The sequence below is a fragment of the Mesorhizobium sp. M7A.F.Ca.US.014.04.1.1 genome (genome assembly GCF_003998745.1).
Taxonomy (GTDB): domain Bacteria; phylum Pseudomonadota; class Alphaproteobacteria; order Rhizobiales; family Rhizobiaceae; genus Mesorhizobium; species Mesorhizobium ciceri.
In genome coordinates, this window is the sequence record NZ_RZRW01000709.1 from 1 (window position 1) to 2,625 (window position 2,625).

Annotated in this window: 3 protein-coding genes; 1 reads left to right on the forward strand and 2 read right to left on the reverse strand. The window is 65.8% G+C overall.

What is annotated here, in order from left to right:
- On the forward strand, positions 1–624 hold a 624-nt coding region (locus EOA22_RS30310; RefSeq protein WP_164756025.1), incomplete at its 5' end, for an SDR family oxidoreductase.
- Between the two features lie 244 nt (positions 625–868).
- Here the strand turns inward: EOA22_RS30310 and EOA22_RS30315 are convergent.
- Both EOA22_RS30315 and EOA22_RS30320 read right to left on the reverse strand, forming a co-directional pair.
- Entirely contained in the window at positions 869–1,813 is a 945-nt protein-coding gene (locus EOA22_RS30315) for an ABC transporter permease (protein ID WP_063169487.1), read from the reverse strand.
- The coding region (locus EOA22_RS30320; protein ID WP_164756026.1) for an ABC transporter permease at positions 1,810–2,625 on the reverse strand (816 nt) is incomplete at its 5' end. The genes EOA22_RS30320 and EOA22_RS30315, both read right to left, overlap by 4 nt.

Consider the following 2,625-nt stretch of genomic DNA (forward strand, 5'->3'; position numbering starts at 1 on the left):
GCGACAATCAGGGCGCGCGGCCATCTCGCCGAGCATTTTGTCGCCGACGTCTCCGACGAGGCACAGGTCGAAGCCGCCGTGAAGGGTGCTATCGAAAAACTCGGGCCCATCACCGTGCTGTTCAACCACGCCGGCACCATCGTGATAAAGCCCTTCCTGGAGACCACGGTGCAGGAATGGGATTGGCTGCATGCCGTCAATGTGCGCTCGATGTTCCTGATGACGCGCGCCGTTTTGCCCGGCATGATTGCGGCGGGCGGCGGCTCGATCGTCTGCACCTCGTCGATCTCGGCGGTGGCGGCTACTCCCAACGAAGTGCTCTACGACACCACCAAGGGCGCTTGCCACATGTTCGCCCGCGCCATCGCCGTCGAGTTCCGCGACCGCAACATCCGCTGCAACGCCGTCTGCCCGGGCTTCATCCGCACGCCGCACGGCCTGCGCGAGGTTGCCGACCTCGGCAGGCTCGGCGTCGATGTCTCGGACGCAGCGCTGGCCGCGCAGCAGGGCCGCATCGGCGAGCCGGAAGAGGTGGCGAGGGCGGCGCTTTACCTGGCCAGCGACGAGTCGAGCTTCGTCAACGGCACGCATCTGTTCGTCGACAACGGTTTTACCGCGATGTGAGGCGACGCCTGGCGCCCTTCCTCTCCCCCGTCGATCGGGTGAGAGGTGTCGAGCGCAGCTCGACGGAGTGGGGGTCGACGGAGTGGGGGCGACCCTTGGGCGCGGTGCAGGAAGATTCTTGCGCCTAGTGGCCTTCCAATGTCCGTCGCGACGGTTGCCGGGTGGTTCCCCCACTCCGTCGCGGCTTCGCAGCGCCACCTCTCCCCCCTCCGGAGGGAGAGGAAATGGCACCAAGCCCTGCTTGCTAACGCTCCTCCCTGCGAAATGGCTTGAGCAGCGCCGACGGCGCCACCGCGTTGCGCGACATCACAGCCATGGCGACGATGGTGAAGATGAACGGCAGCATCAGGAACGCCTCGTAGGGGATGTGTCCGAGCCCGCTCGCCTGCATGCGCAGCTGCAAGGCATCGACGAAGGCGAACAGAAGTGCCGCACCCGCCGAGCGCCATGGATCCCAGCGGCCGAAGACGACCAGCGCGATCGCCACCCAGCCGCGCCCGGAGACGACGCCGAAGGTGAAGGCGTTGAACTGCGCCATCGACAGGAAGGCGCCGGCCAGCCCCATCAGCGCGCCGCCGAGGACAACCGCCTGGAAGCGTGTGGCGATGACGCTGACACCGGCCGAATCCGCGGCACGCGGATTTTCACCGACCATGCGCACCGACAGGCCCCATGGCGTGCGGTAGAGTATGAAAGCGGCCAACGGAATGGCCAGGATCGCCATGTAGACCAGCGCGAACTGGTTGAACACCGCCGGCCCGAGCACCGGAATGTCGGAGAGGAGGGGGATCGGCAGCGTCTGAAAACCATTGATGTTGGGCGGCACAGACTGCTGGCCGAAGATCAGCCGGTAGAGGAAATAGGCAAGGCCCGACGAGAACAGCGTCACGCCGATGCCGCAGACATGCTGGCTGAGGCCGAGCACCACCGTGAACAACGCATGCAGCGCACCCATCAGCATGCCGGTCAGCACCGCCGCCAGCACGCCGAGCCACAGGCTGCCGCTGAGGCTGGCAGCGGTGAAGCCTGTCATCGCCGACAAAAGCATGATGCCTTCGATGCCGAGATTGAGCACGCCGGCCCGTTCCGAGAACATTTCGCCCAGCGTTGCAAAAGCCAGCGGCGTGGCGATACGAATGATCGCGGCCAGAAAACCGACCTGGAAGATCTGTTCGAACACCGCGCTCATCGGGCAACCCCGACGCGGCGGATGCGATAGGCGGTGAACAGCAGCGCCACCAGCATGGCGAGCAGTGCAGTGCCCTGGATGACATCGCTGAGGAAGGCCGGCACGCCGGTCGCCCGCGACATCGCCTCGGCGCCGGTCATCACGGCGGCAAGGAAGATCGCCGCCGGCACGACGCCAAGCGGGTTGAGCCGCGCCAGCATGGCAACGACGATGCCGGAATAGCCGTAGCCCGGCGAGATGTCGCTCATCACCTGGAAATGCACGCCGCCGACCTCGCCGACGCCGGCCAGTCCGGCCAGCGCGCCGGACAGCAGCGCTGTCGAGATCAGCACGCGCTCGACATGGATGCCGCCATATCTGGCCGCTTCCGGGTTTTCGCCGGTGACCCTTATCCTGAAGCCGAGCGTGGTGCGCACGATCAGGAACCAGATCAGCGGTGCCGCCAGCAGCGCCACGATAACGCCGAGATGCAGCCTTGTACCTTCGATCAGCACAGGGAAATTGGCCGAATCCTCTATCGGCGGCGAGATCGGATAGCCGCTGAAGGAGTCCTTCCACGGTCCTTCGATCAGCGCCATCAGCGCGTAGTAGATGACCGAGTTGAGCAGCAGCGAACTGACGACATCGTCGACCTTGAATTTTACCCTGAGGGTCGCCGGCACCAGCGCGACCGCGGCCCCGGCCGCAGCGCCTGCGACCGCCATCAACACCATGGCGAGCGGTCCCGGCATCGGGATGGCGCCGACAAAGCAGCTGGCCACCGCGCCGGCCAGCAATTGACCCTCGTCGCCGATGTTCCAGAATTTTGCCCG

Coding starts and splice junctions, on each gene's coding strand:
- EOA22_RS30315 (WP_063169487.1), bottom strand. CDS start 1,813: ATGAGCGCGGTGTTCGAACAGATCTTCCAGGTCGGTTTTCTGGCCGCG.